The 24,988-nt window shown below is 74.1% G+C and carries 26 protein-coding genes and 3 tRNA genes; 10 read left to right on the forward strand and 19 right to left on the reverse strand.

The genetic code is table 11. The annotated features are described in order from the left end of the window. Positions 1–16 precede the first annotated feature (16 nt). The gene (locus tag AC1RSJ_RS06020) at positions 17–2,821 is read left to right on the forward strand and encodes a DEAD/DEAH box helicase (protein ID WP_493117433.1); all 2,805 of its coding nucleotides are present in this window, start codon (positions 17–19) and stop codon (positions 2,819–2,821) included. 88 nt (positions 2,822–2,909) lie between these two features. On the opposite strand, the gene AC1RSJ_RS06025 is transcribed toward AC1RSJ_RS06020, so the two are convergent. The 11 genes from AC1RSJ_RS06025 to tilS all read right to left on the reverse strand — a co-directional run bounded on the left by AC1RSJ_RS06025 (position 2,910) and on the right by tilS (position 12,413). Next, complete coding sequence (locus AC1RSJ_RS06025; protein ID WP_493117434.1) at positions 2,910–3,611, reverse strand: Rossmann-like and DUF2520 domain-containing protein; 702 nt, start codon at positions 3,609–3,611, stop codon at positions 2,910–2,912. Then, complete coding sequence (locus tag AC1RSJ_RS06030; RefSeq protein WP_493117435.1) at positions 3,608–5,176, reverse strand: PH domain-containing protein; 1,569 nt, start codon at positions 5,174–5,176, stop codon at positions 3,608–3,610. Before AC1RSJ_RS06030 ends, AC1RSJ_RS06025 begins: the two co-directional genes overlap by 4 nt. A gap of 13 nt (positions 5,177–5,189) precedes the next feature. Then, positions 5,190–5,726 (reverse strand): PH domain-containing protein, encoded by a 537-nt coding sequence (locus AC1RSJ_RS06035; RefSeq protein ID WP_493117436.1) that lies wholly within the window; start codon positions 5,724–5,726, stop codon positions 5,190–5,192. A 59-nt stretch (positions 5,727–5,785) separates the two neighbouring features. Continuing rightward, on the reverse strand, positions 5,786–6,271 hold the full coding sequence (locus tag AC1RSJ_RS06040) for a DUF3180 domain-containing protein (protein WP_493117437.1): 486 nt from the start codon (positions 6,269–6,271) through the stop codon (positions 5,786–5,788). After that, positions 6,268–6,741, reverse strand: a complete 474-nt coding sequence (gene folK / locus AC1RSJ_RS06045; RefSeq protein ID WP_493117438.1) for a 2-amino-4-hydroxy-6-hydroxymethyldihydropteridine diphosphokinase — start codon at positions 6,739–6,741, stop codon at positions 6,268–6,270. The genes AC1RSJ_RS06040 and folK overlap by 4 nt, the downstream gene beginning before the upstream one ends. Next, positions 6,738–7,109, reverse strand: a complete 372-nt coding sequence (gene folB, locus AC1RSJ_RS06050) for a dihydroneopterin aldolase (RefSeq protein WP_493117439.1) — start codon at positions 7,107–7,109, stop codon at positions 6,738–6,740. Before folB ends, folK begins: the two co-directional genes overlap by 4 nt. Further along, positions 7,106–7,963 (reverse strand): dihydropteroate synthase, encoded by an 858-nt coding sequence (gene folP, locus AC1RSJ_RS06055; protein WP_493117440.1) that lies wholly within the window; start codon positions 7,961–7,963, stop codon positions 7,106–7,108. Before folP ends, folB begins: the two co-directional genes overlap by 4 nt. Continuing rightward, the gene (gene folE / locus AC1RSJ_RS06060; protein WP_493117441.1) at positions 7,960–8,565 is read right to left on the reverse strand and encodes a GTP cyclohydrolase I FolE; all 606 of its coding nucleotides are present in this window, start codon (positions 8,563–8,565) and stop codon (positions 7,960–7,962) included. The genes folP and folE overlap by 4 nt, the downstream gene beginning before the upstream one ends. Before the next feature lie 4 nt (positions 8,566–8,569). Then, the gene (ftsH, locus tag AC1RSJ_RS06065) at positions 8,570–10,615 is read right to left on the reverse strand and encodes an ATP-dependent zinc metalloprotease FtsH (RefSeq protein ID WP_493117442.1); all 2,046 of its coding nucleotides are present in this window, start codon (positions 10,613–10,615) and stop codon (positions 8,570–8,572) included. 152 nt (positions 10,616–10,767) lie between these two features. Then, positions 10,768–11,322: a hypoxanthine phosphoribosyltransferase gene (gene hpt, locus AC1RSJ_RS06070; protein WP_493117443.1), complete on the reverse strand. Its 555-nt coding sequence runs from the start codon at positions 11,320–11,322 to the stop codon at positions 10,768–10,770. A gap of 44 nt (positions 11,323–11,366) precedes the next feature. Then, positions 11,367–12,413, reverse strand: coding sequence for a tRNA lysidine(34) synthetase TilS (gene tilS, locus AC1RSJ_RS06075; protein WP_493117444.1), 1,047 nt, complete (start codon positions 12,411–12,413; stop codon positions 11,367–11,369). Positions 12,414–12,461: 48 nt separating this feature from the next. On the opposite strand from tilS, the gene ppa reads away from it, so the two are divergent. Further along, on the forward strand, positions 12,462–12,947 hold the full coding sequence (gene ppa / locus AC1RSJ_RS06080) for an inorganic diphosphatase (RefSeq protein ID WP_493117445.1): 486 nt from the start codon (positions 12,462–12,464) through the stop codon (positions 12,945–12,947). 138 nt (positions 12,948–13,085) lie between these two features. Here ppa and AC1RSJ_RS06085 read toward each other — a convergent pair whose 3' ends face one another. Together AC1RSJ_RS06085 and AC1RSJ_RS06090 are read right to left on the reverse strand one after the other, a co-directional pair. Further along, positions 13,086–14,516 carry a C40 family peptidase gene (locus AC1RSJ_RS06085; protein WP_493117446.1) on the reverse strand — a complete coding sequence of 477 codons (1,431 nt, stop codon included), beginning with the start codon at positions 14,514–14,516 and terminating at the stop codon, positions 13,086–13,088. Between the two features lie 110 nt (positions 14,517–14,626). Beyond that, on the reverse strand, positions 14,627–15,889 hold the full coding sequence (locus AC1RSJ_RS06090; RefSeq protein WP_493117447.1) for a peptidoglycan DD-metalloendopeptidase family protein: 1,263 nt from the start codon (positions 15,887–15,889) through the stop codon (positions 14,627–14,629). A gap of 293 nt (positions 15,890–16,182) precedes the next feature. Here AC1RSJ_RS06090 and AC1RSJ_RS06095 point away from each other — a divergent pair. The 3 genes from AC1RSJ_RS06095 (at position 16,183) to AC1RSJ_RS06105 (ending at position 16,508) form a co-directional block, all read left to right on the forward strand. After that, positions 16,183–16,255 (forward strand) — tRNA-Glu (locus AC1RSJ_RS06095). 43 nt (positions 16,256–16,298) lie between these two features. Further along, a tRNA-Asp gene (locus AC1RSJ_RS06100) sits at positions 16,299–16,372 on the forward strand. Between the two features lie 63 nt (positions 16,373–16,435). Further along, positions 16,436–16,508 (forward strand) — tRNA-Phe (locus tag AC1RSJ_RS06105). 62 nt (positions 16,509–16,570) lie between these two features. Here the strand turns inward: AC1RSJ_RS06105 and AC1RSJ_RS06110 are convergent. From AC1RSJ_RS06110 to AC1RSJ_RS06125, 4 genes are read right to left on the reverse strand one after another with little or no spacing between them, the layout of a single operon-like run. Further along, positions 16,571–17,059 (reverse strand): molybdenum cofactor biosynthesis protein MoaE, encoded by a 489-nt coding sequence (locus AC1RSJ_RS06110; RefSeq protein WP_493117448.1) that lies wholly within the window; start codon positions 17,057–17,059, stop codon positions 16,571–16,573. Then, positions 17,052–17,528, reverse strand: a complete 477-nt coding sequence (locus AC1RSJ_RS06115; protein ID WP_493117449.1) for a MogA/MoaB family molybdenum cofactor biosynthesis protein — start codon at positions 17,526–17,528, stop codon at positions 17,052–17,054. The genes AC1RSJ_RS06110 and AC1RSJ_RS06115 overlap by 8 nt, the downstream gene beginning before the upstream one ends. After that, the gene (gene moaC / locus AC1RSJ_RS06120; protein WP_493117450.1) at positions 17,525–17,995 is read right to left on the reverse strand and encodes a cyclic pyranopterin monophosphate synthase MoaC; all 471 of its coding nucleotides are present in this window, start codon (positions 17,993–17,995) and stop codon (positions 17,525–17,527) included. Before moaC ends, AC1RSJ_RS06115 begins: the two co-directional genes overlap by 4 nt. After that, complete coding sequence (locus AC1RSJ_RS06125; RefSeq protein WP_493117451.1) at positions 17,988–19,214, reverse strand: molybdopterin molybdotransferase MoeA; 1,227 nt, start codon at positions 19,212–19,214, stop codon at positions 17,988–17,990. Before AC1RSJ_RS06125 ends, moaC begins: the two co-directional genes overlap by 8 nt. Before the next feature lie 51 nt (positions 19,215–19,265). Between AC1RSJ_RS06125 and AC1RSJ_RS06130 the strand changes: the two genes are divergently transcribed. The 5 genes from AC1RSJ_RS06130 to AC1RSJ_RS06150 are packed head-to-tail and all read left to right on the forward strand — an operon-like array spanning position 19,266 to position 23,277. Then, the gene (locus AC1RSJ_RS06130; protein ID WP_493117452.1) at positions 19,266–20,093 is read left to right on the forward strand and encodes an MTAP family purine nucleoside phosphorylase; all 828 of its coding nucleotides are present in this window, start codon (positions 19,266–19,268) and stop codon (positions 20,091–20,093) included. Beyond that, complete coding sequence (locus tag AC1RSJ_RS06135; protein WP_493117453.1) at positions 20,090–21,172, forward strand: NAD-dependent epimerase/dehydratase family protein; 1,083 nt, start codon at positions 20,090–20,092, stop codon at positions 21,170–21,172. Before AC1RSJ_RS06130 ends, AC1RSJ_RS06135 begins: the two co-directional genes overlap by 4 nt. A gap of 37 nt (positions 21,173–21,209) precedes the next feature. Next, on the forward strand, positions 21,210–21,950 hold the full coding sequence (locus AC1RSJ_RS06140) for a glycosyltransferase family 2 protein (protein ID WP_493117454.1): 741 nt from the start codon (positions 21,210–21,212) through the stop codon (positions 21,948–21,950). Next, positions 21,947–22,582 carry a TIGR04282 family arsenosugar biosynthesis glycosyltransferase gene (locus AC1RSJ_RS06145; RefSeq protein ID WP_493117455.1) on the forward strand — a complete coding sequence of 212 codons (636 nt, stop codon included), beginning with the start codon at positions 21,947–21,949 and terminating at the stop codon, positions 22,580–22,582. The genes AC1RSJ_RS06140 and AC1RSJ_RS06145 overlap by 4 nt, the downstream gene beginning before the upstream one ends. After that, positions 22,579–23,277 carry a class I SAM-dependent methyltransferase gene (locus AC1RSJ_RS06150; RefSeq protein ID WP_493117456.1) on the forward strand — a complete coding sequence of 233 codons (699 nt, stop codon included), beginning with the start codon at positions 22,579–22,581 and terminating at the stop codon, positions 23,275–23,277. Before AC1RSJ_RS06145 ends, AC1RSJ_RS06150 begins: the two co-directional genes overlap by 4 nt. On the opposite strand, the gene AC1RSJ_RS06155 is transcribed toward AC1RSJ_RS06150, so the two are convergent. Together AC1RSJ_RS06155 and AC1RSJ_RS06160 are read right to left on the reverse strand one after the other, a co-directional pair. Then, on the reverse strand, positions 23,220–23,678 hold the full coding sequence (locus tag AC1RSJ_RS06155) for a hypothetical protein (RefSeq protein ID WP_493117457.1): 459 nt from the start codon (positions 23,676–23,678) through the stop codon (positions 23,220–23,222). The genes AC1RSJ_RS06150 and AC1RSJ_RS06155 overlap by 58 nt on opposite strands. Continuing rightward, the gene (locus tag AC1RSJ_RS06160) at positions 23,678–24,922 is read right to left on the reverse strand and encodes a molybdopterin-dependent oxidoreductase (protein ID WP_493117458.1); all 1,245 of its coding nucleotides are present in this window, start codon (positions 24,920–24,922) and stop codon (positions 23,678–23,680) included. Before AC1RSJ_RS06160 ends, AC1RSJ_RS06155 begins: the two co-directional genes overlap by 1 nt. Between the last annotated feature and the right edge of the window lie 66 nt (positions 24,923–24,988).

Below are 24,988 nucleotides of genomic sequence, written 5' to 3' on the forward strand. Positions count from 1 at the left end.
GTGCCAGCATGACCGGGTGACCGACCGCGACGACTGGCGCAGCCGGCTCCAGGGCGCCGAGGCCGCACCGCCCGCGCCGATCGGCTCGGAGGGGCGCCCCGCCGAGCTCGCCCTCCTCGTGCAGCTGCGTGCCCTCGTGCGGCGCGGCGGCACCTGGACGCGCCCCACGGCCGAGCCGGCGAAGCGGCTCGTGCCCGGCGCCGAGCATCGGCTCGCCGTCCGTCCCGCGCGCCGCAGCCCGGCCGGCACCTGGGTCACCGGCGGCATCGGCTGGTCGTCGCTCGGCTTCACGGTCGAGCGGATGCGCCTCGACCGCGACCAGGTGCGCTGGTTCGCGCAGTTCGCGGGCCTCCACCGGGCCGGATCCGACGGCTACCGCGCCCACGAGTCGGACTGGCTCTACCTCGACGAGTTCCGCGGTCCGCTGCTCTGGCCGATGCTGACCGAGGCGGCCGGCCTCGGCATCCGGATGGTCACCGGCCCGCGCGGCGGCGCCGTGACCGTCACCGATCGCGCCGAGGTGCGCGTCGAGGTCTCGCCGGACGGCGAGGGCGGCCTGCGCCTCAGCGCGATCGCCGAGCTCCACGGCGAGCGCGCCGCGGTCGCCGGCGTGCTCGGCGACTCCGGCTTCTACACCTGGAGCCCGGATGGGCCGGACGCCGTACTCACCCCCGTCGAGCCCGGCGAGGCCGCCGCGCTCGCCTGGGGCGTCGGCGCGGAGCCCGGCGGCCCCGGCCTCCACGTGCCGGCCGACGACGTGCCCGAGTTCTGGCGCGGCTTCCATCCCCGGCTCGCGCGGTCCGTGCGGGTCGAGGGCCGCGGCGTCGATCTGCCCGAGCTCGTCGAGGAGCCGGTGCTCGTCGTCGAGTTCGGCGCGCGCGACACGATCACGACCCGGTGGGAGCGCAGCCTCGGCGCGCTGCGCGAGCCGCTCGGGGAGCCGCCGCTCGATGTGCCGGACCGGCTCACCGGCGCGGATGCGGCCGCGTTCGCCGCCGAGGACCTCCCCGCCATCGAGGACCGCGGCATCCGGGTGGAGCGGATCGGCCGCGCGCCCGGCTACCGACCCCGCACGGAGGCGCCGGAGCTGCAGCTCACGGCCGTGCCGAGCGCCGACCACGACTGGCTCGAGCTCGGGTTCGTGGTGACCGTCGGCGACTACCAGGTGCCGCTCGCGAAGCTGTTCGCCGCCCTGAGCCGCGGACGCACGCGGCTGCTGCTCGTCGACAAGACCTACCTCGATCTGCGCAAGCCGGTGTTCGACGCGCTGCGGGAGCTCATCGAGGAGAGCTCCGACCTCGACGAGTGGGAGACGGGGCCCCGCATCCCCCGCACCCGCGCTGCCCTGCTCGAGCCGTTCGAGGACCTCGCCGACCAGCAGCCGGAGGCCGTGGCGTGGCGCGCCGCCGCGGCCGCCCTCCGCGCGGTGCCCGAGGAGCTCGAGCCGCCCGCCGGCCTCTCGGCGGAGCTGCGGCCGTACCAGCTCGACGGGTTCCGCCGGCTGGCGCACCTGCATCGCCACCGCCTCGGCGGGGTGCTCGCCGACGACATGGGGCTCGGCAAGACCGTGCAGACGATCGCACTGCTGGTGCACGCGCGCGAGCGCGAGCCGGAGGCGCCGCCAGCCCTCGTGATCGCGCCGTCGTCGGTGGTCGGCGGCTGGCGCGACGAGCTCGCCCGCTTCGCGCCCGGCCTGCGCGTCGCCGTGCTCGCGACGACCCGCGGCCGGATCCCGGCGGACGTCGACGTGGTCGTCACCTCCGCCGCCGTGCTGCGCCTCGACGAGCTGCGGCTCACACGACGGCGCTGGTCGATCGTCGTACTCGACGAGGCGCAGACCGCGAAGAACCCCGCCTCACGGCTGCACGAGGCCGTCGCCGCGCTCGAGTGCGACGCCGTGTACGCGCTGACCGGCACGCCGCTCGAGAACAGCCTCACCGACCTGTGGGCGATCCTGAAGCTCGCTGCCCCGGGGCTGCTGCCGTCGCGCATCCGCTTCGCCGACCGCTACGTGAAGGTCGCGACGCCCGAGCGGATCGCGGAGCTGCGGCGGCGCATCCGCCCGTTCCTGCTGCGCCGCACGAAGGAGGCCGTGGCCGCCGAGCTGCCGGAGCGGCAGGAGCACGTGCTCGCCGTCGACCTCGAGCCGGAGCACCGCGCGCTCTACGACCGCTACCTGCAGCGCGAGCGGCAGAAGCTGCTCGGGCTCGTCGACGATCTCGACCGGCAGCGGTTCATCGTGTTCCGCTCGCTGACGCTGCTGCGCCTGCTCGCGCTCGACGCCCGCCTGCTCGACGAGGGCTTCGACGACGTGCCGTCCTCGAAGCTCGAGTTGGTGCTCGAGAAGCTGCGCGAGGCCGCCGCCGAGGGGCACCGGGTGCTCGTGTTCAGCCAGTTCACCTCCTACCTCGCGCTCGTGCGCGAGCGGCTCGACGCGGAGGGGGTCGCGAGCGAGTACCTCGACGGCTCGACCGTGCGGCGCGACGAGGTGATCGCGCGGTTCCGCGGCGGATCGGCCCCGGTCTTCCTGCTCAGCCTCAAGGCGGGCGGCGTGGGGCTGAACCTGCCCGAGGCGGACTACGTGGTGCTGCTCGACCCGTGGTGGAACCCGGCCGTCGAGGCGCAGGCCGTCGACCGCGCCCACCGGATCGGGCAGACCCGGCCGGTGATGGTCTACCGGGCGGTCGCCCGCGACACGATCGAGGAGAAGGTGCTCGCGCTCAGCGCCGGCAAGCGGCGACTGTTCGACCAGGTGGTGGACGAGGGCGCGCTGTTCTCGAGCCCGCTGACGGCGGACGACCTGCGCGGCCTGCTCGACTGAGCCCCGGCCGGATATCCGCGCGGGCACCCACACCGGACACGGCGGCGGAGGCTTCGACGAGCTCAGCCGTCCGAGGCGTACCGCGCCGCTACCCGTCGAGGTCGGCGAGCGTCGGACGACCCAGCGCGTCGTCCACCGCGGAGCGCACGAGCGGGGCGAGCAGCGCGCCCGGCTCCTCCACCCCGATGCCGTCGAGCAGCCCGATCGCCTGCTCGACGATCGCGGCCGAGAAGCTCCGGGCCGTCGCGATCGCCTCCGCGTAGGCCGGGCGGTCCGCCTCCGCGACGACGACGGGCTCCGCGCCCATCTCGATCACGAGCGCCTGGGCGATGGGCAGCACGGGCGTGGGAGCGGTCACGGCGCAGCGCGCCCGCCGCAGCCGGGCCAGGTCGAGCGTCGTGCCGGTGAACGCGATCGCCGGATGCACGGCGAGCGGGATGGCCCCGGACGCGAGCGCCGGCCGCAGCACCCCCGTGCCGAGGCCCGCCGCGGTGTGGAGCACGAGCTGGCCGGGCTGCCAGGCGGAGGTCGCGGCGAGCCCGGCGACGAGGTCGGGCAGCTGGTCCTCCGGCACGGCGAGCACGACGAGCTCGGAGCGCTCGATCACGCTCGGCACGTCGAGCACCGGCACGCCCGGCAGCATCGCGCCGGCACGGTCGCGGCTCTGCTGCGACACGGCGCTGATGCCGACGACCGCGTGCCCGGCGCCGCCGAGCGCCGCGCCGATCACGGGTCCGACCCGGCCGGCGCCGATGATGCCGACCCCGAGCCGCCCGTCCCGCCCGCTCACGTCCTGCCCCAGCGGTGCGTGCCGTCGACGGCGGCCGCGGCCACCCCCGCCGCGGAGGCGTCGCGGAGGAAGCGGGTCGCGTCCTCCGCGTCGAGCGCGCCGAGCTGTCCGGAGATCGGCCCCGACACGGTGTGCACCGTGACGGCGGCGAGCCGCAGCGCGCGCAGCAGCGGGCCCTGCTCGAGCGCGACGCTCTGCATCCGCGCGAACGGCACGATCGCGAGCTCCCGCCAGATCGCGCCACGGCGCAGCAGCACCACGCCGTCGAGCATCGCGAACCCGTTGCGCCGCCAGGAGAACCACCGCAGCACGGCGGCGCGCCGCGGCGACACCGTGTAGACGCCGCCGGCGCGGTCGCGCGAGAACCCCGACGCGAGCACCGGCCGCAGCTCGTCGGCGCTGAGCTCGGGCAGCAGCAGGCCGAGCACGCGGAGCGTCTCCTCGGCCGTGCCGACCGGCAGCACGATCGAGTCCTGCTGGTTCTGGTTGTCGTTGCGCGAGCGCACCGCGCGGTTGACCTTGATCGTCCACCAGCCGAACGGCCGCCAGGGCAGCGGCTGACTGACCGAGATGGCGTGGAGGCGTCCGGGCGGCAGCGTCTCGTTGCTCGTCGACAGCAGCCCGTATCCGACGCGGATGCCGTCGGGCGTGGCGGCGATCGAGTAGCGCAGGAACTTCGAGACGCGGCGGATCAGCACGGAGCCGAGGCCGAGGATGCCGGGGATGAACGAGAACAGCGCCCACTCGATGCGGAAGCCGACGCTGAGCACGATGACGACGGCGAGCGCGACGACGAACCAGCCGGTCGTGGGGCTCAGCACGGTCGAGCCGATCAGCCGGCCCGGGTTCATCTTCAGCACCGCCTCGGGCGCGGCGAGCGCGGGGTCGAGCTCCGGCGAGAGGAACTCGTTCATCCGCGACTCGATCATCCGGCTCGCGGCGCTGCGCGGGTCCGCGCCCGCACCGCCGACCGCACCCCCACCGCCGACCGCACCCGGCCCGCCGACCGCACCGGGATCCGCCGGCAGCGCGCCCGCCGCCTCCGCCGCCCGCACGCCGGACGCGAGGCGAAGGATCTCCGCCCGCAGCTCGTCGGCCGCGCTGCTGCCGAGATACTCCAGGCGGACGGTGCCGTCCTGTCCCGCGACCTGCACGTCGAGCCGGGCCGCGCCGAACAGGCGCGCGAACAGCGGCCGGCGGATGTCGATGGACTGGATGCGGTCGAGGCGCGCCTTGCGGTGGGTGCGGAACAGCACGCCGCTGCGCACCTCGACGAGCTCGGGCGTGATGCGGAACGTGTGCATCCGCCACGACACGAAGAACAGCGCAACGACGACCGCGATCACGCCGACCGCGATGAGCAGCGCGAGCGGCAGCCAGCCCTGGTCGATGATCCAGTCGACCGGGTCGCCGCTGTAGCCCGGCGCGTGGATGAAGAAGTCGATGATCCGCTCGCGCAGGTTCGCGATGAGCACGCCGAGCACCGCGACGAGCGCGAAGCCGCCCTTGAGCAGCGGCGTGACCCGGAGGGGCCGGTGCCAGTCGCCATCCGCGAGGTCGGTCACAGCACCCCGCCCGTCACAGCCCGGCCCGGCGGGTCTCGGCGAGGTCGACGAGGTGGTCGCGGAGCGACTCCGCATCGGCCTCGGCCAGGCCCGGGATGGTCACGTTGCTCGCGGCCGCGGCGGTGACGAGCTTGAGCTGCGAGAGCCCGAGCACCCGCTCGAGCGGCCCGCGCGTCACGTCCACGAGCTGCATGCGGCCGTACGGCACGGCGACGAAGCGCTGGAACAGGATGCCGCGCCGCACCACGAGGTCGTCGTCGCGCAGCCGGTAGCCGATCGAGCGCACCCGGCGCGGGGTCAGGATCGCGACGACGAGCCAGACGACCCCGACGACGATCGGCAGGGCGATGAGCCAGCCCAGCCCGGCGCGCGTCCACGGGGCGCCGGCGAAGAACCACGGCAGGCCCGACGCGGCGGTCATGAAGAGTCCGCCGATCACGGTGCCGACGAGGTCGACCCAGACGTAGCGGACGGAGACCCGTCGCCAGGGACCGGACACGGGATCGAGCCCGCCCCGGGGGATTCGAGGGGCGTCGTCGGCGGAGCTCACGGGTCCGATCCTTCCACGGGCCGATCGGGGGGATGCCCCGTTCCGAGCGACCCCGAGGGTCAGGAGGCGACGGCGCCCGGACCGCCGCGGCGGTCGGGGTCGTCCTGGTCCTCCGGCGGCACGGTGCAGAGGTGCTCGGCCACGAGGCCCGCGGCGAGCAGCAGGATCGACGCCACCGTCATCGCGACCGCCATGAGGATCGAGGAGGCCGCGATCGCCGAGGGCAGGAACCACAGGTACGACAGCAGCCCGACGCCGGCGCCGGTGAGCAGCCCGCCCGCGAGCGCGCACGCCTTCGCGAGCAGCACGACCCGGGTCGCGTGGAACGGGTCGATGCGCCGCGGCGAGTGACCGCGGGTGGCGCGCCAGACCGGCACCGCGAGCAGCACGACGATCACCGCGATCGCGACGAGCGCGACCGGCAGCGACAGCTGCGGCTCGTAGCGGGGCATGCCGGCGGCGACCACGGCGGTCTCGAGCAGGAACATGGCGACGGCGCCGATGACGCCGAGCAGCACGAGGCTGAGCGGAGCGGTGCGCTTCACGAGAGGGCCTCCAGCAGGTCGGCGACGCGGCGGCCCTCGAGCTCCGCATCGGGGTCGATGTCGAGCCACGGGCGCAGCACGAAGTCGCGCTCGGCGGCGCGCGGATGCGGCAGCGTGAGCCGCTCCGTGGCCATCCGGACGCCCTCGTACTCGACGATGTCGAGGTCCAGCGTGCGGTCGCCCCAGCGCGGCGCGGAGGCCGAGCGGTCGCGTCCCTGCTCGCGCTCGACGACGCCGAGCGTGTCGAGCAGCTCGACCGGGTCGAGCGCCGTCTCGACGAGCGCGACGCCGTTGAGGTAGGCCGGGCGGCCGGCATCCGGTCCGTCGAGGGTGAGCGCGACGGTCTCGTAGAGCGGCGAGACGGCGAGCACGTCGACGTGCGCGGTCGCCTCGAGCCGCGCGAGCGCGGTGCGGATCGTGGCCTCCCGGTCGCCGAGGTTGGCGCCGAGGGCGATGACGGCGCGGGTCACCCGGCGCTCCGCTCTCGCGTCACGGTGACGCTGACGTCGTCGAACGGCACGGTGATCGGCGCGTGCGGCTTGTGGACGGTGACCTCGACCGAGTCGACGAGCACGTTCGAGAGCACCAGCGCGGCGAGGCGCTCGGCGACGGTCTCGAGCAGGTCCACCGGGTCGCGCTCGACGTCGGCGACCACCGCGGCCGCGAGCTCGCCGTAGTGCACGGTCGACGCGAGGTCGCCGGTGCGGGCGGCCTCCACGAGCGGCAGGCGCAGCTCGAGGTCGACCACGAACACCTGGCCCTGCTCGCGCTCCTCGGGGAAGACGCCGTGGTGCCCGAACGCGCGGAGGCCGGTCAGCCGGATGCGGTCGCCGCTCACGCGCGGCGCCCGCCGTCGCCGGCGCCGACGGTCCCGTCGTCCTGCTCGGCCGGGTCGCCGACGATGCCGTGCTCCCAGGCCGACCAGACGTCCAGGGCGACGCGGGTCGAGGGCACGTCGTGCACGCGCACGGCCCACACCCCGGATCGCGCTGCGAGGGCGCTGATGACGGCCGTCGGCGCGTCGCGGTCGATCACGTTCGCGCCGTCCGGCAGCACGCCGCCGAGGAACCGCTTGCGCGAGGCGCCGATCAGCACGCCGTGGCCGAGCGAGACGAGCTCGGGCAGGCGGCCGAGCAGCTGCCAGTTGTGCTCGGCGGTCTTCGCGAAGCCGAGGCCGGGATCGACGATCAGGTGCTCGGGCGGGATGCCGGCGGCGACGAGCTCGTCGAGGCGGCGGCGCAGCTCGTCGCGCACGTCGAGCACGACGTCGTCGTAGCGGGGCTCGGCATCCGTGCCGCCGCGCCAGTGCTGTACGACGAGGTGCACGCCGGCGTCCGCCACGACCCGGGCCATGCCGGGGTCGGCGAGCCCGCCGGAGATGTCGTTGACGATCGCGGCGCCGGCGCCGATGGCCGCGGCGGCGGTCTCGGCGTTGACGGTGTCGACGCTGACCGGGATGCGGCGCTCGACGAGCGCGGCGATGACCGGGATCACCCGGCGGCGCTCCTCGCCCGGGTCGACCGACGCGGCGCCCGGACGGGTGGACTCGCCGCCGACGTCGACGATGCGCGCGCCCTGCTCGAACAGCAGCGCGCCGTGCTCGACGGCCTGCGAGGCGGTCGAGAACCGGCCGCCGTCGCTGAACGAGTCGGGCGTGACGTTGAGCACGCCCATGATGTGCGGCGTGCTCATGCCCCGCCCTCGGACTCGGGCTGATCGACGCCGCGGGCGATGAGGGCGAGCGTCGAGGCGCGCTGCGCCGGCTCGGCGAGCACGCCGCGGGTCGCGAGCGTGACCGTGGTCGACTCGGCCTGGTGCACGCCGCGGGAGGTGACGCAGCCGTGGCGGGCGTCGAGCACGACGAGCACGCCGAGCGGATCGAGCCCCTCCTGCAGCGCGTCGGCGATCTGCTCCGTGAGCCGCTCCTGCAGCTGCGGCCGCGAGCTCAGCGTCTCGACCACGCGCGGGATGCGGCCCAGTCCGACGATCCGCCGCCGCGGCACGTAGGCCACGTGCGCGACACCGGTGAAGGGCAGCAGGTGGTGCTCGCACATCGACCGGAACCCGATGTCGCGCAGCAGCACGAACTCGCCGAGCTCCCCGGCGCCCGCGTCGATCTCCCCCGCGTCGCGGAGGTGGTCGAGCGGATCCGCGCCGATCCCGGAGAAGTACTCGCCGTACGCCTCCGCGATGCGCCGCGGGGTCGTCTCGAGACCGGCCCGGGCGGGATCCTCCCCGATCGCGAGGAGCATCTCCGTCACGGCCGCCTCGATGCGCCCGGAGTCGATCGTCATCCGATCAGGCGGGAGAGAGGCCGGGGTTGTTCCGCGGGCGCGGCGCGCGCTTCGGCTTGGCCTGGCTGTCGTCCGAGTCGATCCCGCCGTCGGCGGCACCCGGGTCGATCGGCAGCTTCGACGGGATCTCGATCGGCGGCACGTCGCTCAGCGGCCGGTTCGAGCTCGACAGCCACAGCGGACGCTCCGGCAGCTTGCGCACGTCGGTGAAGATCTCCGCCAGCTGGTCGTGGTCGAGCGTCTCCTTCTCGAGCAGCTCGCGCGCCAGCTTGTCGAGGATGTCGCGGTTGTCGTTGAGCACCTTCCAGGCCTCGTCGTGCGCCTGCTCGATGATCTTGCGCACCTCGAGGTCGACCTTCTCGGCGATCTCCTCGGAGTAGTCGCGCTGGTGGCCCATGTCGCGGCCGAGGAAGACCTCGCCCTGGGACTGCCCCAGCTTCACGGCGCCGATGTCTGCGGACATGCCGTACTCGGTCACCATCTTGCGCGCGATGCCGGTGGCCTTCTCGATGTCGTTCGAGGCGCCGGTGGTCGGGTCGTGGAAGACGATCTCCTCCGCGACGCGGCCGCCCATGGCGTAGGCCAGCTGGTCGAGCAGCTCGTTGCGGGTCACCGAGTACTTGTCCTCGAGCGGCAGCACCATCGTGTAGCCGAGGGCGCGGCCGCGCGGCAGGATCGTGACCTTCGTGACCGGGTCGGTGTGGCGCATCGACGCGGCGGCGAGGGCGTGGCCGCCCTCGTGGTACGCGGTGATGAGCTTCTCCTTGTCGTTCATCACGCGGGTACGGCGCTGCGGGCCGGCCATGACGCGGTCCACGGCCTCGTCGAGGGCGCGGTTGTCGATGAGCTGCGCGGAGCTGCGCGCGGTGAGCAGCGCGGCCTCGTTGAGCACGTTCGCGAGGTCGGCGCCGGTGAAGCCCGGCGTCTTCCGCGCGAGCACCTCGAGGTTCACGCCCTTCGCCATCGGCTTGCCCTTGGCGTGGACGGACAGGATCTTCTCGCGGCCCTTGAGGTCCGGGGCGTCGACGCCGATCTGGCGGTCGAAGCGGCCCGGGCGCAGCAGGGCGGGGTCGAGGATGTCCGGGCGGTTCGTCGCGGCGATGAGGATGACGTTCGTCTTCACGTCGAAGCCGTCCATCTCGACGAGCAGCTGGTTCAGCGTCTGCTCGCGCTCGTCGTGCCCGCCGCCGAGGCCCGCGCCGCGGTGGCGGCCGACCGCGTCGATCTCGTCGACGAAGATGATGGCCGGCGAGTTCTGCTTCGCCTGCTCGAAGAGGTCGCGGACGCGGCTCGCGCCGACGCCGACGAACATCTCCACGAAGTCCGATCCGGAGATCGAGTAGAACGGCACGCCCGCCTCGCCGGCGACGGCGCGCGCGAGCAGGGTCTTGCCCGTGCCGGGAGGGCCGTACAGCAGCACGCCCTTCGGGATGCGGGCGCCGACGGCCTGGAACCGGGCCGGGTCCTTGAGGAAGTCCTTGATCTCGTGGAGCTCCTCGACCGCCTCATCCGAACCGGCGACGTCGTCGAAGGTGACCTTCGGGCTCTCCTTGCTCACGAGCTTCGCGCGCGACTTGCCGAACTGCATGACGCGGTTGCCGCCGCCCTGCATCGAGGAGAGCAGGAACCAGAAGATGCCGCCGATCAGGAGGAAGGGGATGAGGATCTGCAGCATGCTGAGGAACCAGTTGGTCTGGGGCACCTCGTCGTTGAAGGTCGCCTTGCTGTCGGAGATCGCGGTGACGACCTCCTCGCCGCGCGGCTGCACGTAGTAGAACTGCACCTGCGTGCCGAAGGTCTTGTAGTCCTTCGAGAGCGTCATGTCGACGCGCTGCTCGCCGTCGGTGACCTTGACCGACTTGACGATGCGGTCGGCCTTGGCGATCGATTCCCCGTCCTTCGTCGCGTTCTGCTGGAGCAGCTGGATGCCGGCCTGGGTGTCGATCTGGCGGTATCCGGAGCTGTTGATGAAGCTGAACGCGATGATGAGGATGAGCACCGCGATCGCGACCCAGATGATCGGGCCGCGGAAGATGCGCTTGAAGTCCATGTCGTGCGGGCCGGGCCCGCTCCCCTTCCCAGAGATGTGGTGTCAGGGTACCCCGGGGGATTCGGGCGCCCCCTGCGTGTTCGCCGGAGGCTGACCGGGTGCCGCCTCGGGCTCCGCTTCGAGCGCGCGGCCCGTGCGGCGCCGCGGTCTCCCTAGGAGTAGACGTGCGGCGCGAGCACCGCGATGTCGCGCAGGTTGCGGTACTTCTCCGCGTAGTCGAGGCCGTAGCCGACGACGAACGCGTTCGGGATCTCGAAGCCGACGTAGCGCACGTCGACCTCGACCCTCGCCGCCTCCGGCTTGCGCAGCAGCGCGCAGATCTCGACGGAGGCCGCGCCGCGGCTCTCGAGGTTGGCGCGGAGCCAGGACAGCGTGAGGCCGGAGTCGATGATGTCCTCGACGATGAGCACGTGCCGGCCGTCGAGGTCGGAGTCGAGGTCCTTGAGGATGCGGACGACGCCGGAGGACTGCGTGCCGGCGCCGTACGACGACACCGCCATCCAGTCCATCTCCACGCGGGGGGTGCGCAGCTCGCGGGCGAGGTCGGCCATCACCATGACCGCGCCGCGCAGCACGCCGACGAGCAGCACGTCGCGGTCGGCGTAGTCCGACTCGATCCGGCGCGCGAGCTCAGCGAGCTTGTCGCGGATCTGCTGCTCCGTGAGGAGGATGCGCTCGAGATCGCCGGCCACGTCGGAGCTGTCCATGGGTCGAGCCTATTCGGATGGCCGAGCCGGTCGAAGCCCCGGCCTCAGTGGTCGTGCGGCGGCTTCTCGCCGGTGAGCTCGCCGGCCTGCGTCGAGATGAGGTGGATGCGGCCGCCGGTGCGCGACGCGCGGAACCCGGGGAGGTCGATCGGCCCCTGCCCGTGCCAGTCGGTGACGAGCCGCGCGAGCTCGAGGGTCTGCGCCCGGCTCAGCGACGTGTGGAACTCGTGCCGCACCGCCGCCCGGATGATGCGCTGCCGCAGCGCCGCCGGGTTGGCGGCGAGGGCGGCGGCGCTGAGCGAGAGCCCGGCCTCCTCGAGCTCGACGAGGTCCTCGAGGTTCTCCTCCGCCATCGCGTCGAGCGCCTCCGCGTCCTCCCGCAGCTGCTCGGCCGTGCGGGCGAGCGCCTCCGCGACGCCCGGTCCGAGCTCCCGCTCGAGCACCGGCAGCACCTCGGTGCGCACCCGGACGCGGGTGAACGCGGGGTCGGCGTTCTGCGGATCCGTCCAGGGCGCGAGCCCGGCATCCGCGCAGGCCGCGACCGTGGTGGCGCGCGGGACGTCGAGCAGCGGCCGCACCCAGAGCCCGGCGCGCCCGGCCATGCCCTGCAGGCTGGCGGCGCCGCTGCCGCGGGCGAGGCCGAGCAGCACGGTCTCCGCCTGGTCGTCGCGGGTGTGGCCGAGCAGCACCGCCGCGGCGCCGGTGTCGACGGCGGCGTCCTGCAGCGCCGCAGAGCGGGCGTCGCGGGCCGCGGCCTCCGGGCCGCCCGCCGTGCCGACGGAGACCCGGCGGAGCAGCACCGGTTGGAGCCCGAGCGCGCGGGCCTGCTCCACCGCGGCGGCGGCCGCCTCGGCCGATCCGGCCTGGAGCCCGTGGTCGATCACGACGGCGCCGGCGTCCACGCCGGCGCGGGGCGCCTCGAACGCGACGGCGGCGGCGAGGGCGAGCGAATCCGGGCCGCCGCTCAGCGCCACGAGCACGAGCCCGCGCTCCGATTCGGCGCCGCCGGGACCGGACAGCGGCTCGAGCACGGCGCGCACCGCACGACGCACGTCGGCGATCGGAGGGGTCAGCCGGGGACGATGGGGCACCGGATAACGTTAGATCAGCATCCGAACCACGCGAGAGAGAGTGCCGCCATGGCCGCATACGACGCCGTCATCGAGATCCCCAAGGGCAGCCGCAACAAGTACGAGGTGGACCACGAGACCGGTCGCGTGTACCTCGACCGCGTGCTGTTCACGGGCTTCGTCTACCCCACCGACTACGGCTTCATCGAGAAGACGCTCGCCGGCGACGGCGACCCGGTCGACGTGCTCGTGCTGCTCGACTACCCGCTGTTCCCCGGCGTCGGCGTGAAGGTGCGCCCCGTCGGCGTCTTCAAGATGAACGACGACGGCGGCCGCGACGAGAAGATCATCGTCGTGCCGGCGAAGGACCCGCGCTGGGCGCACATCCAGGACGTCGACGACATCCCGGAGTTCCAGCGCAAGGAGATCGAGCACTTCTTCGAGCACTACAAGGACCTCGAGCCCGGCAAGTGGGTCAAGACCGAGGGCTGGGGCGACGCGGCGGAGGCCGAGCAGCTCATCCAGGACGGCATGGCCGCCTACCCGGGGCACTGACCCCGCGGGCTTCGGGAGTCCTGCAGCACGGCGGCCGAGGCCCCGTTCTGCAGGACTTCTCCGTTCTGCAGGAGCCGTCGGCCCGGCATCGTGCGAACCGAGGTCGGAAGTCCTGCGGAACGGATGCGGCGCGCCGGGTCAGCCCGTGGGGCGCGCGGCGGAGGGGACCCTGCCCGACGCGTAGACCGAGATGAGCCGCACGGGCACGCCGGCGTACGGCGCCTCGATCATCTTGCCGCCGCCGATGTACAGCGCCACGTGGTCCTTCGACGCGGAGGCCGATCCGGTCGCGTTGTAGAAGATGAGGTCGCCCGCCTGCACCTGGCCGACCGGGACGAGCCTCCCGCGTGCGGCGAGGTAGTTGTACTGGATGCTCGCGCCGTGCCCGCCGAGGTACACCCCGGCCGCGCCGTACGCCTTCATCGTCAGGCCGGAGCAGTCCCAGGCGTCGGGGCCCTCGCCGTTGAACGCGTACGCGTCGCCGAGCTGGGCGCGGGCGAACGCGATCGCCGTCGCGACGGCCGCGGCGTCGGGGGCGTCGACGTCCGAGCCGGATGAACCCGAGCCGGATGAACCCGAGCCCGAGCCCGATGAGCCCGAACCGGATGAACGCGAGCCCGAGCCCGATGAGCCCGAGCCGGATGAGCCCGAACCGGACGACCCGGAACCGCTCCCCGGCTGCGCGGGCGTGCTCGGGTGCGACGGCGTCGAGGGCTGCGACGGCGTCGAGGGCTGCGCGGGAGTGCTCGGCTGGGCCGGCGTCGCCGGGACGGCGGGCGCGGACGGCAGCACCGGGACGCTCGGCGTCGTCGGCGCGGTCGATCCCGACCCCGACCCGGATCCGGCCCCCGACCCCGCCCCGGTCTGCGCCTCCTGCATCGCGAGACCGGCGAGGTCGGCGCGGAGGTCGTCGGCGCTCTGGCCGGTGAGCTGCGCCAGCTGCGCGTACGCGGTCTCCGACCGCTCGCGGGTCGCGTCGGCGTTCGCCTGCGCCGCGCTCGCCGCGGCGGCCGCGGCGTCGTAGGCGGAGGCAGCGGCCGTCGTCCGGCGCTGCAGCTCCGCCGTCGCGGCGGAGGCCTCGGCGGCCAGCGCGGCGGCGGTGCCCCGGTCGTACTGCGCGCGCTCGACGATCTGCCGCGAGGTCTCGGTCAGCCGGCTGGCGATGCCGAGCCGGTACAGCGTCGCGTCCGCGTCGCCGCCGACGAGCAGCGCGACGGTGACGTTGCCGCCGCCGACCCGGCTGAGCTGGGCGACGAGCGCGCCGGCGGTCGCGCCGGAGCGGTCCGCGGCGCCCTGGGCGGCATCCGCCTTCGCGGTGAGGTCGTCGACGCGGGCCGTCTCCTCGTCGAGCGCCGCGGCGGCGGTCTGGTACTGGTCGGCCTTCCGCGAGGCGGTCATGCCGAGGGCGGCCGCGGTAGTCTCGGCCGCGGTGAGCAGCGACGTGAGCCGCTCGGCCTCGGCCTTCGTGGCGGAGGCGCTGGCCATCGCCGCCTGCACCTCGGCCCAGGTCGGGTAGTCGGGTGCCGCGAGCGCGCTCGCCGGCACCACGAGCGACGCGAGCGTCGTCATGGCGATCAGCGCAGCCGCCGCCCCCCAGGGACGTCTGCGTGTCGTCATCAGCGGTGCGGACCGCCCATCTCGGCTCCCCCCAGAACCTTCGCGTGCTTCGAGCGCGCTGCTTAGAGCGGCATGCCCTTGCCGCGCATGAACGGCACCGGATCGGTCAGGCTGCCGTTGATGCGCACCATGTAGTGCAGGTGGCAGCCGGTCGCGCCGCCGGTGGCGCCGACCTTCGCGATCTGGCTGCCGACGGCCACGGCCTGACCCGCGCGGACCAGCAGTCCGCCGTTCATGATGTGGCCATAGCCGGTGACGGTGCCGTCGCCGTTCGCGATCTCGATGAAGTTGCCGAGGTCGCTGTAGACGCCGGAGAAGATCACGGTGCCGTTGTGCGCCGCGTAGATCGGAGCACCGCAGCCGGCGGCGATGTCGGTGCCGGTGTGCAGCTTGTAGACGCCGGAGACCGGGTTGGTGCGCATGCCGAAGCCGGAGGTGATCGGGCCGGATGCCGGGCGTCCCCACCCGGTGTTCGGGTTGACCTCGCCGGCGGCGCCGCCGGATCCGCCCCCGGCTGCCGCCGCTGCGGCGGCAGCGGCACGCGCGGCGGCGACGCCGGCCTCGTAGCCGGCCTGCACGTCGGTGCGCTTCTGCTGGAGGGCGGTGAGCTGGGCCTCGAGCTCGGCCTTGTGCTGAGCCTCGGCGTCGACGGCGGCCTGCGCGGCGGCCGCGGCGGCCTGGGCCTCCTCGAACGCCGTCTGCGCCGCCTGCTGACGGCGGTCGCGCTCCTCCTTGGCCAGCTGGTTCTGGTCGGTGAGCTTCTGGATCGTCTGCTGCTGCTGGATCGCGGTCGAGTAGAGCGACTTCGTCTGCTCCGCGAGCTTCGACGAGGTGCCGAGGCGGTACAGCAGGTCGTCGGCGTCGCCGCCGTGCGTGACGAGCGTGGAGGTCAGGTCGGTGCTGCCGCGCTTGGCGATGTCGGCCAGGAGTCCGTCGACCTGGGCCTTGGCGGCATCCGCCTTGCCCTTCGCGGCGTCGACCTGCCCCTGCAGGTCCTTCACGATCTGGTCCTGCTCGTCGTAGCGGTCCTGGGCGTCGCCGTAGGCGATGCCCTTCTGCTCGGCGTCGGCCTGCGCGGCGGCGGAGGCGGCGGCGAGCGCGTCGATCTGGGCCTGCACCTGCTTCTGCAGGGCGACGTTCGCGTTGACGTTCGCGATGGCGGCCTGCACCTCGGGCCAGGTGGGATACGTCGCGGCGTCCGCGCGATCCGGCTGCCCGGTGAGGCCGACGGCGGGCAGCAGGGAGAGCATGGCGATGGCGGCCGCGATGGCCACGCCGCGTCGGCGCATGCCGACGCGCGCCCCCCGGCCGGTGATCCCCTGCATGTTTCCCCTGGTCGTCGTCAGCGCCCTCTTCGCGCTATTCACATTGACAACATCAACCACACTAATCACACACCTGCGGATTACCTAGCGGGTGTGAACGATCGGGATCGGTCGATGCCGCGGGCCCGAACCCTCGACGTCGGGTTGAACCTAGACCCTCGATGGTAGGCAGGCCGGTTCATCCGCGGCACGCCCCCGAACCCGGGTCACGGCGCCGATTGGCGTTTTGATCGGGCCGCACCTATGCTTGACCCTCGGTTGCTCGTGCTGTGCCCGCTGTGGCGCGGCGCTGCGGCCCCATCGTTTAGTGGCCTAGGACACCGCCCTTTCACGGCGGCAGCACGGGTTCGAATCCCGTTGGGGTCACGATGAGGCCGCGATGGCGAGCGATCCACAATTGAAGATGCAAGGCCCTGTAGCGCAGTTGGTTAGCGTGCCGCCCTGTCACGGCGGAGGTCGCGGGTTCAAGTCCCGTCAGGGTCGCGGATGTCGGCCCCTTTTCTCGGAAAGGGGCCGTTCTCCATCCGGATGCCGCGAGGCGTCCGAGGCTCTGTAGCTCAGTTGGTAGAGCGCACGACTGAAAATCGTGAGGTCACGGGATCGACGCCCGTCGGAGCCACGGTCCGAGCCCCCGCCGCGCGCGGGGGTTCCGCTGTCTCCGGCCTCATGACGCTCCCGGCCTCACGGCCGGTCGTCGATGCCGACCCACTCCGTCGCGCCGTCGACGAAGTGCTGCCGCTTCCAGATCGGCACCTCAGCCTTCACCGCGTCGATGAGCGCCGCGCAGGCGGCGAAGGCCTCCGCCCGATGCGGGGCGGCGACCGCGGCGACGAGCGCCAGGTCGCCCACGATCAGGCTGCCGACGCGGTGGACGACCGCGATGCGGACGCCGGGATGCCGCGCGGCGACGCCCGCGGCGACCGCGAGCAGCGTCGCCGCCGCATCCGGATGCGCCTCGTACTCGAGTGCCGTCACCCGTCGTCCGCCGTCGTGGTCCCGCACGATCCCGCGGAACTCGACGACGGCGCCGTCGGCGTCGCTCCGGACCGCGGTCGCGAGCGCCTCGGGATCGATGGGGTCGTCGACGACCGCCGCGGTCGGCGCCGGCTCCGTGGGCACCGGCTCCGTCGGCGCCGCGTCGGGCACGCTCGCGTGCTCCGCGTCAGCCATGCCCGCCGCCGGCGAGCTGGTCGAGCGCGTGGTCGAGCACGCCCGCGAGCACGTCGAGTCCGTCGCGCACGCCGCCCGGCGAGCCCGGGAGGTTGACCACGAGCGTGCGCCCGGCGATGCCCGCGCGACCGCGGCTCAGCACGGCGGTCGGGGTGGCGGCGACGCCGCGGCGGCGCAGCTCCTCCTCGATGCCGGGGAGGGCGATGTCGAGGAGCGGCGCGGTCTGCTCGGGGGTGGCGTCCGCCGGTCCGATGCCGGTGCCGCCCGTCGTGACGACGAGATCCGGCCGGCCCGCCAGCGCTGTGCGCAGCGCCTCGCCGACCGCCGGGCCGTCGGCGACCACGACCGGAGCCCCGGCCTCCAGCCCGCGCTCCCGCGCCCAGTCGACGATGCGCGGTCCGGTCGTGTCCTCGGCCTCCCCGGCGGCGGCGCGGGTCGACGCGACGATGACGACGGCGCGCCGGGTCACGGGCGCGTCCAGTCGCCGGACCGGCCGCCGGACTTCGCCAGCACCTGCACATCGGTGACGCGGGCCTCCCGGTCGACGGCCTTGATCATGTCGTAGACGGTGAGCGCCGCGACGGCGACGGCGGTCAGCGCCTCCATCTCGACGCCGGTGCTCGCCGTCGTGGCGACCGTCCCGGTCACGACGAGCTCGGCGCCGCGGGGCGCGACGTCGATCTCCACCGACGAGAGCGGCAGCGGATGGCAGAGCGGGATGAGGTCGGCCGTGCGCTTCGCGGCCATGATCCCGGCGATCCGCGCGGTGCCGACCGTCTCGCCCTTCGGCACGCTCCCCTCCATCACGGCGGCGACGACGTCGGGCCGGGTCACGACCACTGCCTGCGCGGTGGCGCGGCGGTCCGTGCTCGGCTTCGCGCCGACGTCGACCATGCGGGCGCTCCCGTCGTCGCGCAGGTGGCTGAACTCAGACATCGATCCTCCAGGTCTCGAGCTCCGCGCCCGCGGGCAGCTCGGCGACGCCGAGCGGCACGAACACGAGATGGGTCGACAGCGCGTAGCTGTGCAGCAGGTGCGAGCTCGGCCCGCCGACGAGCACGATCCGCCCGTCCGCGTCGAGCCGGCCGCGGCGCACCTGCGTCTTGTCGGGCGGCGAGACGAGCGGCGCCGCGAGCCGGGCGGTCGCGCGCGGGCGTTCGGCGGGCAGGCCGAGCAGCCGCCGGATCACCGGCCGGAGGAAGAGCTCGAACGAGACGAGGGCGCTGACCGGGTTGCCGGGGAAGGCCACGACCGGCAGCCGCCGGCCGTCGAGCTCGAGCAGCCCGGCGCCCTGCGGCCCGCCGGGCTGCATCGCGATCGAGACGAACTCGACGCCGCGGGGCTCGAGCACGTCGCGCACGACCTCGCGCACGCCCTTGCTCACGCCGCCGGTGCTCACCACGACATCCGTCGAGGGTCCGAACCGCTCCAGCACGTCGAGCAGCGCGGCGGGGTCGTCGGCGACCGCGACCGACGCGGCGACCTCGCCGCCGGCCTCCCGCACCGCCGCCGCCAGGCTCACGGAGTTGGCGTCGTGCACGGCGCCGGGACGCAGGTCGGACCCGGTCGGGGCGAGCTCGTCGCCCGTCGACAGCACGAGCACGCGGATGCGCGGCCGCACGTCGACGCCGGTCACCCCGGCCGCGGCGAGCGCACCGAGCTGCGCTGCGCGCAGCACCGTCCCGGCGGGGAGGAGGAGGTCGCCGGCCGCGATGTCGGAGCCCCGCGCCCGCACGTACTCGCCGACGGGCGCCGAGGCCGGCAGCCGCACGGAGGCCGCGGCGCCCTCGGCGGGGAAGCGGTCGGGCACGGCCCGCTCGATCGGGACGACGGCGTCGGCGCCCCTCGGCACCGGCGCGCCCGTCATGATCGGCGAAGCCGTCCCCCGGCGGTGGTCGCCGGGCGCCGAGCCCGCCGTGATCCGCGGGGCGACCACGAGGTCCGCGTCCGCCGCGAGGTCGCGCGTGTCGACGGCGTAGCCGTCCATCTGCGAGTTGGCGAACGGGGGCAGGTCGATCGGCGACGCGACGTCCGCGGCGAGCACGCGCGCGGCGCCGCCGTCGGCGTCCGGCACGGCGAGCCGCTCGGGGCGGCGGTCGGCGAGGGGAGCCAGCAGCGCCTCCACGAGGGCGGCGTGCTGCTCGGCGGTGCGCATCCCCCCATCATGCCGCCCGTCCGGCGGAGGCCCGTCTGACAGAATCGGCCCATGGCTCCAGATCCGATCCGAGTCGGCGTGATCGGAGGATCGGGTCTGTACCGCCTGTTCCCCGAGCGGGACTCCGAGCAGCTCGACGTCGCGACCCCCTACGGGCGGGTGGCGGTGACCGTCGGCTCGCTGAGCGGCCGCCGGGTCGCCTTCATCACGCGGCACGGCGCCGAGCACTCCGTGCCGCCGCACCTCATCGGCTACCGGGCGAACATCTGGGCGCTCGCCAGCCTCGGGGTCCGCGTCATCCTGTCGAGCTCCGCGGTGGGCGGCATCTCGCCGGACTACCCGCCGGGCACCCTGCTGCTCACCGACCAGTTCATCGACCGGACCACCGGGCGGGCCGACACCTTCTTCGATCAGGGCTCGGTGCAGCACCTCACGGCGGCGGATCCGTTCGACCCCGCGACGCGCGCGATCGCCGTCGCCGCGCTCGAGGCGGCCGGCGAGACGGTGGCGCCGCACGGCACCGTCGTCGTCATCCAGGGCCCGCGGTTCTCGACGCGGGCCGAGTCGCGGTGGTTCGCGTCGATGGGCGCCGACACCGTGAACATGACCATGTACCCCGAGGTGCCGCTCGCCGGCGAGCTCGGCATCGCGACCGTCAACCTCTCGTTCGTGACCGACACCGACGCGGGCGCGGCCGACGCGGTCTCCGGCGACGAGGTGAGCCACGAGCTCGTGCTGGCCCGTCTCCGCGACGCGCAGCCCCGCATCGTCGCGGCGATCGCCGCCATCGTCGCGGCGCTGCCCGACGAGCCCGAGCCGCTGCCGACGATCCCCGCCGAGGCGGTCGCCGAGGTGCTCGCGCGTCCGGTGCTCGCGTGAGGCTGCTCGTCACCGGCGGGCTCGGCTTCATCGGGTCCGCCATCACCTCGGCCGCGATCGCGCGCGGCGACGAGGTCGTGGTGCTCGACTCGGTGCGCGACGACGTCCACGGCGACGCGCCCGCGGTGCCGGCCGGCGTCGAGCTCGTCGAGGCGGACGTGCGCGACCGGGATGCCGTGCTCGGCGCGCTCGCCGGCGTCGACGGCGTGCTGCACCAGGCCGCCAAGGTCGGCCTCGGCGTCGACATGACGGATGCGCCCGACTACGTCTCGAGCAACGACCTCGGCACCGCCGTGGTGCTCGACGCGATGGCGGCGACCGGGGTGCGGCGGCTCGTGCTCGCCAGCTCGATGGTCGTCTACGGCGAGGGCGCGTACATCGGCCCGTCGGGCCCCGCCCGACCCGAGCCGCGGACGGTCGCCGATCTCGACGCGGGACGGTTCGACCCCCTCGACGCGGAGGGCCGCACGCTCGAGCCCGGCCTGATCGACGAGGACGCGCGGCTCGACCCGCGCAACGTCTACGCCGCCACGAAGCTCGCGCAGGAGCACCTCGCCGCGGCCTGGGCGCTCAGCGCCGGGGGCGTCGTCGCCCAGCTGCGGTACCACAACGTCTACGGGCCCGGCATGCCGCAGAACACCCCGTACGCCGGCGTCGCGTCGCTCTTCCGGTCGGCGGTGGCGCGCGGCGAGGCGCCGGAGGTCTTCGAGGACGGCCGGCAGCGACGCGACTTCGTCAACGTCGCCGACGTGGCCGGCGCCAACCTCGCGGCGCTGGACTGGACCGCGGAGCAGCCCGAGCGCCGCGTCCGCGCCTTCAATGTCGGCAGCGGCATCGTCCACACGATCGGCGAGGTCGCCGCGGTGCTCGCCCGGGTGGGCGGCGTCGGCGAGCCGGTCGTGAGCGGGCGCTACCGGCTCGGCGACGTGCGCCACATCACCGCATCGTCGGAGCGCGCCCGCCACGAGCTGGGCTGGTCGGCGGCGGTCGGATTCGAGGATGGGATGCGCGAGTTCGCCGCCGCCCCCTTGAGGTCGCCCGTGAGCCCGGAGGGCGGATCGCGGCGGATGCGATCCTGACCCGATCGGGACCCGCCGCACCGGCGTCGTGCTCCGAATGACCTTCATCAGGGGTAAGGAGGTGGTGGCCGTGCGAGTCGATGTGGTGATCCCGTGTCTGAACGAGGCCGCGGCCCTGCCGTGGATCCTCTCCCGCATGCCGGAGGGCTACCGCGCGATCGTGGTCGACAACGGCTCCACCGACGGCAGCGCCGAGGTGGCGGCCGCCCACGGCGCCCTCGTCGTGACGGAGCACCGCCGCGGCTTCGGCGCCGCCGCGCACGCCGGTCTGCTCGCCGCCGGGGCACCGATCGTGGCGTTCTGCGACGGCGACGCGTCGATGGATCCCCGCGACCTGCCCGCCATCGTCGCCCCGGTCGAGGCCGGCGACACGGACCTCGTGCTCGGGCGCCGGCGTCCGACCTCCCGCGGTGCCTGGCCGTTCCACGCGCGCGTGGCCAACCTCGTGCTCGCGATCCTGATGCGGCGCGCCACCGGCTACCGGGTGCACGACCTCGGGCCGATGCGGGCCGCGCGGCGCGAGGGGCTGCTCGCGCTCGACCTGCAGGACCGCCGGAGCGGCTACCCGCTCGAGATGGTGCTCCGCGCATCCGCGGCCGGCTGGCGCCTGACCGAGCTCGACGCCCCGTACTCGCCGCGGATCGGCCGGTCGAAGGTCACCGGCACCGTCCGCGGCACCGTGACCGCCGTGCGCGACATGTCCGCCCTCCTCGCGGCCGTGCGGAGCGACGCCCGACGGCTCGACCTCGAGCCGGCCGTCGGCGGTGAGACCGCATGACCACGCTCATCCTGCTCGCGAAGCAGCCGCTCCCCGGCCGCGCCAAGACCCGGCTGCACCCGCCGCTGAGCCTCGAGCAGGCCGCCGATCTCGCGGCCGCCTGCATCGCGGACACGCTGACGGCGCTCGAGGAGGTGCCCGCGACGCGGCGCATCCTCGCGTGGGAGGGCACCGACGCCCCGGCGCGGGCGCGCGACTACGAGGTCATCGCCCAGGCCGACGGCGGCCTCGACGAGCGGATCGCCGCCGTCTTCGACGCGTGCGACGGACCGGCGGTGCTCGTCGGCATGGACACCCCGCAGCTGCGGGCCCACGACCTCGCACCGGTGTTCCGCGACTGGCCCGACGGCGTCGACGCCTGGATCGGCCTCGCCTCGGACGGCGGATGGTGGACGCTCGCGCTGCGCGAGCCGGACGGCGACGTCGTGCGCGGCGTGCCCATGTCGCAGTCGGACACCGGCCTGCGCCAGCTGGAGCGGCTCCGCGGCTTCGGCCTCGGCGTCGGCACCCTGGGCACGCTCACCGACATCGACACGATCGACGACGCGCTCGAGGTCGCCGCCATCGCCCCGAACGGCGTGCTGGCCGCGGCCATGCGCGGCATGGGACTGCTCGAGAGGCGGACGGCGTGACGATCGCAGGCGGCCTGGTGCCGTGGCCCGCGGACTTCGGCGCGGGCGGCGGCGAGCCGTACGCCCGCGCCCTCCGCTCGACCCGACGACCGCGGCTGTTCCTCCACGAGGTGCTCGGCGGGGGGCGCGCCGACTCCCGCGAGCTGGACCTCCAGCGCTGGAGCGCCGCCGCCGACGACATCGACCTCGCGCTGCTGGCGGAGGCGTCGGGCCCGGTGCTCGACGTCGGCTGCGGGCCGGGCCGGATGGTGCGCGCCGCCCTCGATCTCGGCCTGCAGGCCTGGGGCATCGACGTGTCCGCCGCGGCCGTGGAGGGCGCCCGGAATCTCGGGCTGCCGGTGCTGCGCCGCTCGGTCTTCGATCCGCTGCCCTCCGAGGGCGCCTGGCGCACCGTGCTGCTCGTCGACGGCAACATCGGCATCGGCGGCGACGTGCGCGGGCTGCTGCGCCGCTGCGCCGAGCTCATCGACCCGGCCGGCGAGATCGTGGTCGAGGCGCATGCCGACGACGACATGGACCGGCACTACACCGGCTGCCTCACCGACCGCGAGGGCCGGCGCAGCGCCGAGTTCCCGTGGGCGGACGCGGGCACGGCGACGATCTCCCGCTACGCCGCCGACAGCGGCCTCGAGACCGCTCAGGCCTGGTCGGCCGGCGGCAGGGCGTTCTGCCGCCTCGTGAGCAGCACCCGGTAGAACCCGGCCGCGAGCGCCGTGAGCACGGCGATGACGACGAGGAACACGATCAGGTGCAGGCGGTAGTCCTGCGGCAGGATCGACGAGCTCAGCGTGCCGATGCGCTGCTTGAGGACCTCCGGCACGACGAGCAGCACCACGATGCCCGCGACGACGAGCGCGCCCTGCACGAGCGCGAGGACGACCGCCGGCACTCGGGTGCTCAGCCGCCGGCTCAGCACCGTCACGCCGAACGCGACCGGCGCGATGATGCCGTCGTGGATGACGAGGGCGCCGACGAACCAGGTGAGGATGCCGACGTAGCGGCGCGGATTGACCTCCTGCAGCAGCACGACGCCGCCGAGGACGAGGAGCCCGAGCCCTAGGACGAGCAGCGCGATGCGCCAGCGCCGGACAGCCATCAGACGGCCTCGATCCTGCTGAGCCACTTGGTCTGGAGCACGCCGGGTCGCGCGGGCGCGATCAGCCGGGCCGGGTAGCCGTGGTCGATGTCGAGCACGGCGCCGTCGAGCTCGAGCGCGACGAGGGTGAGGTCGTCGCGCACGAACTCCGGCTCCATCTCGGAGCGGGCGTAGGTGCTGCCCTCCTCCAGGCTGATGGCCCGCGCGATCGCGCCGGCATCCGCCCCGACCGAGTCCATGAGGTCCTTGAGGCGCGGCCCCTTCCAGTGCGCCGTCTGGCTCCAGCCCTCCACGCACGCGATGGGCAGGTCGACCTCGTACTGCGGCAGCGCCTCCAGCTCGGCGCGGGTGAACGAGCGGACGAGGCTCGGCGAGCTGACGGTGAGCTTCCAGTCCGCCGCCATGGCCTTCTCGATCACCTTCGCCGCATGGGCGGTGCGGTTCACCGGCAGCGCGTTCGGGCCGATGCCCGCCTTGCGGGGCGCGAAGACGTTGAGCGCGTCGAGCGGCCGGAACGACTGCCCGACGTTGAGCCCGACCACGGCGACGGCAGCAGCCCCGATCGCCGTGAAGAAGCCGCGCCGGCTGACGCGGCGGTCCGGCGGCGGCGCGGCGTCGATCCACGCGAGCACGCGTCCGGTGAGCCCGCGGATCGGGGTCTCGAGCGGCGTCGGGTCGTGCTCGTCGTCCTCGAGCGGACGCGGCTCGCCATCCGGCAGGTAGGCGTCGCGACGGCGCCAGTAGCGCGTGATGATCGGCAGCTTGACGGCGATGTGGATCGCGAGCGACCCGACCACGACGAAGGCGAGCGCGAAGTGGGTCTGCCGGAACGGGAACGGGAAGAGCGCGTACCACTGGTACGTGTTGAGCTGGCCGATCGTGATCTCGACGAGCGCCGACGCGACGAACAGCGCGATCGAGGCCCGCTCGAGCAGGTGCAGCACGCCGCGCACCGGCGGGGTCTGGAACAGCAGCGGGTAGACGCTGTAGAGCTTCGCGAAGATGAGCGGGAAGCAGGCGATGCCCGCCGTGATGTGGATGCCCTGGGTCAGCTGGTAGAGCCACGTCGGCCGGACGAGGAAGCGCATCCCCGGGATCGGATCCTGGATGAAGTGGCTGTACAGGCCCGTCGCGAAGCAGAGCACGAAGGCCGCGCCGAGGAGGCGCCCGATCACGACGGCGGTCCGCGGATTGCGCGACGGCGAGATCAGCGTCGTGCGCAGTGCGTGCAGAAGCCGCTGCATGGGACTCGTTTCGATCTCGCGGTCGGTTCCGAACTCCTGTCGAGTATGGACCCCGCACAGGAGTTC

It is taken from the genome of Schumannella sp. GW821-FHT10F01, assembly GCF_058809295.1.